The sequence below is a fragment of the Bacillus sp. AFS053548 genome, from assembly GCF_002575105.1.
GTDB lineage: Bacteria > Bacillota > Bacilli > Bacillales > Bacillaceae_G > Gottfriedia.
In genome coordinates this window covers 1-370 of record NZ_NUHI01000075.1, presented here as the reverse complement: position 1 = coordinate 370, position 370 = coordinate 1, and the positions used below count along the sequence as shown (strand labels likewise).

The window sequence follows — 370 nt, the reverse complement described above, 5'->3', positions numbered from 1 at the left end:
TAATCCATCAACCACTAATATAATGCACAATGTCTTGTCAAAGGCGTTTCAAAAGGCTTTAAAGTGGGGATTAATTAAATCAAATCCGGTAAAAGAATCTACCCCACCAAAAATTTCTAAAACTAAAAAACAAACATGGACAGTTGAAGAAGCAAAATTTTTTTTAGAAGTTTGTGAATTAGAAAACTATTTAATTCCTTTTCAATTAGCTATTTTTACTGGAATGCGACGTGGAGAAATTTTAGCTTTAAGATGGCGAAATGTTGACCTAGTGAAAGGCGCAATTTATGTTGAAGAAAACCTTGTACGATCGAAAAATAAAGGGCTTCATGTAAAAGAACTAAAAACGGATCATTCACTACGTGAAATC

1 protein-coding gene is annotated in these 370 nt (G+C 32.2%); it reads left to right on the top strand.

Going from position 1 to position 370, the window contains the following annotated elements; genetic code table 11:
* The coding region (locus tag CN946_RS20925) for a tyrosine-type recombinase/integrase (protein ID WP_176547397.1) at window positions 1–370 on the top strand (370 nt) is incomplete at both ends.